This is a genomic window from Methylobacterium longum (assembly GCF_022179385.1).
Classification (GTDB): domain Bacteria; phylum Pseudomonadota; class Alphaproteobacteria; order Rhizobiales; family Beijerinckiaceae; genus Methylobacterium; species Methylobacterium longum.
In genome coordinates this window covers 1-1,743 of record NZ_BPQS01000121.1, presented here as the reverse complement: position 1 = coordinate 1,743, position 1,743 = coordinate 1, and the positions used below count along the sequence as shown (strand labels likewise).

At 69.5% G+C, this 1,743-nt stretch carries 2 protein-coding genes; both read right to left on the bottom strand.

The annotated features are described in order from the left end of the window. Window positions 1-22: 22 nt before the first annotated feature. Window positions 23-904, bottom strand: a complete 882-nt coding sequence (locus tag MFF58_RS31585) for an ABC transporter permease (protein ID WP_373323424.1) — start codon at window positions 902-904, stop codon at window positions 23-25. Window positions 905-941: 37 nt separating this feature from the next. Beyond that, window positions 942-1,712 (bottom strand): ABC transporter ATP-binding protein, encoded by a 771-nt coding sequence (locus MFF58_RS31580; protein WP_238294258.1) that lies wholly within the window; start codon window positions 1,710-1,712, stop codon window positions 942-944. Window positions 1,713-1,743 lie beyond the last annotated feature (31 nt).

The window sequence follows — 1,743 nt, the reverse complement described above, 5'->3', positions numbered from 1 at the left end:
CCGGCCCCGGACGTGGGGCGGTTCAGGCCTGCATGCCCCAGCGCTGGAGGGTGCGGCGCTCGATGGTCTGGAAGATCAGGTTCTCGACCACGAGGCCGATCAGGATGACGGTGAGCAGGCCGGCGAACACGTTCGGGATGTCGAGCATGTTCTTGTTCTCGAAGATGAACCAGCCGAGCCCGCCCGCCCCGGACGACACCCCGAACACCAGCTCGGCCGCAATCAGCGTGCGCCACGCGAACGCCCAGCCGACCTTCAGCCCCGTCAGGATCGAGGGGAACGCCGCCGGGATCAGGATCTTGCCGATCAGCCCCGGGCCCGACAGCCCGTAATTGCGCCCGACCATCTTCAGCGTCCGGCTCACCGACAGGAAGCCCGAATGGGTGTTGAGCGCGATCGCCCAGGTCACCGAGTGGACCAGAACGAAGATCAGGCTGCCGCTGCCCAGGCCGAACCAGATCAGCGCCAGCGGCAGCAGCGCGATCGCCGGCAGCGGGTTGAACATCGACGTCAGCGTCTCGAGCAGGTCGGTGCCGATCCGCGACGCGATGGCGAGACCGGTCAGCAGGGTCGCCAGCGCGATGCCGGCGGCGTAGCCCATCAGGAGAACCTTGAGGGAGGTCCAGGCGCGGGCCGGCAGCGTGCCGTCCCCGAGGCCCCGCACGAACGCCTCCACGGTCGCCGAGAAGGTCGGGAACAGGAGATCGTTGTCGAGGTAGCGCCCGTAGGCCTCCCAGATCCCGGCCAGGACGAGCAGGATCACGATCTTGCGCAGCCAGGCCTGGTTGTACAGCCGCTCGGCGACCGACAGCGGCTTCTCCACCACGGTGGCGCCGTGGGCGTGGCCGGTGTCGCGCACGATCTCGGGCCGGGCCGGATCCACCGGCGTCAGCCGCGGGGGCATCGCCCCGGCCCGGGGCGCGTCCGTCAGGGCTGGTGCGCTAGACATTCTCGGCCTCCTCGATCTCTTCCGAGAACAGCATCTGCTGGATCCGGTTCTCCAGCCGCAGCGCCGCCTCCGGGGAGTCCGCGCTGTTGAGCTCGGCCTTGACCTCGCCGGGATGGGGCGAGAGCAGCAGGATGCGCGAGCCGACCTTGATCGCCTCCGGGATCGAGTGGGTGACGAACAGCACGGTGAAGCGCGTGCCCTCCCACAGCATCAGCAACTCGTCCTGCATGCGCCGCCGGGTGAGCGCGTCGAGGGCCGCGAACGGCTCGTCCATCAGCAGGATGTCGGGCTCCATGGCCATGCCGCGGGCGATGGCCACGCGCTGCTTCATCCCGCCCGAGAGGGTGTGGGGGTAGCTGTCGGCGAACTTCGTCAGGTTGACCTTGTCGATGTAGAGGTTGGCCCGCTCCAGGGCCGCGCGGCCCTTCAGCCGGCCCGAGGCCTCCAGGGCGAAGACCACGTTCTGCCGGACGGTCTTCCAGGGCAGGAGCTGGTCGAACTCCTGGAACACCATCATCCGGTCGGGGCCGGGCTCGGTGACCGGGCGGCCCTTCAGGCGGATCTCGCCCTCGGTGGGCGCCATGTAGCCGCCCACCGCCTTGAGCAGGGTCGACTTCCCGCAGCCGGACGGCCCGAGCAGCACGAACCGGTCGCCGGGCCAGACCCGGAAGCTCACCCGGTAGGTGGCCGTGACGAGGTGGTCCGGCGTCTTGTAGCGGAGCGTGACGCCATCGACCTCCAGAAGAGGCTGACCCGTGTCCATCCATCCTCCCACGCGCCGCGGCTTGGGCCGC

Excerpts from the sequence above, each read along its gene's own strand:
- MFF58_RS31580 (WP_238294258.1), bottom strand. The coding sequence starts at position 1,712 with ATGGACACGGGTCAGCCTCTTCTGGAGGTCGATGGCGTCACGCTCCGC.
- MFF58_RS31585 (WP_373323424.1), bottom strand. The coding sequence starts at position 904 with ATGCCCCCGCGGCTGACGCCGGTGGATCCGGCCCGGCCCGAGATCGTG.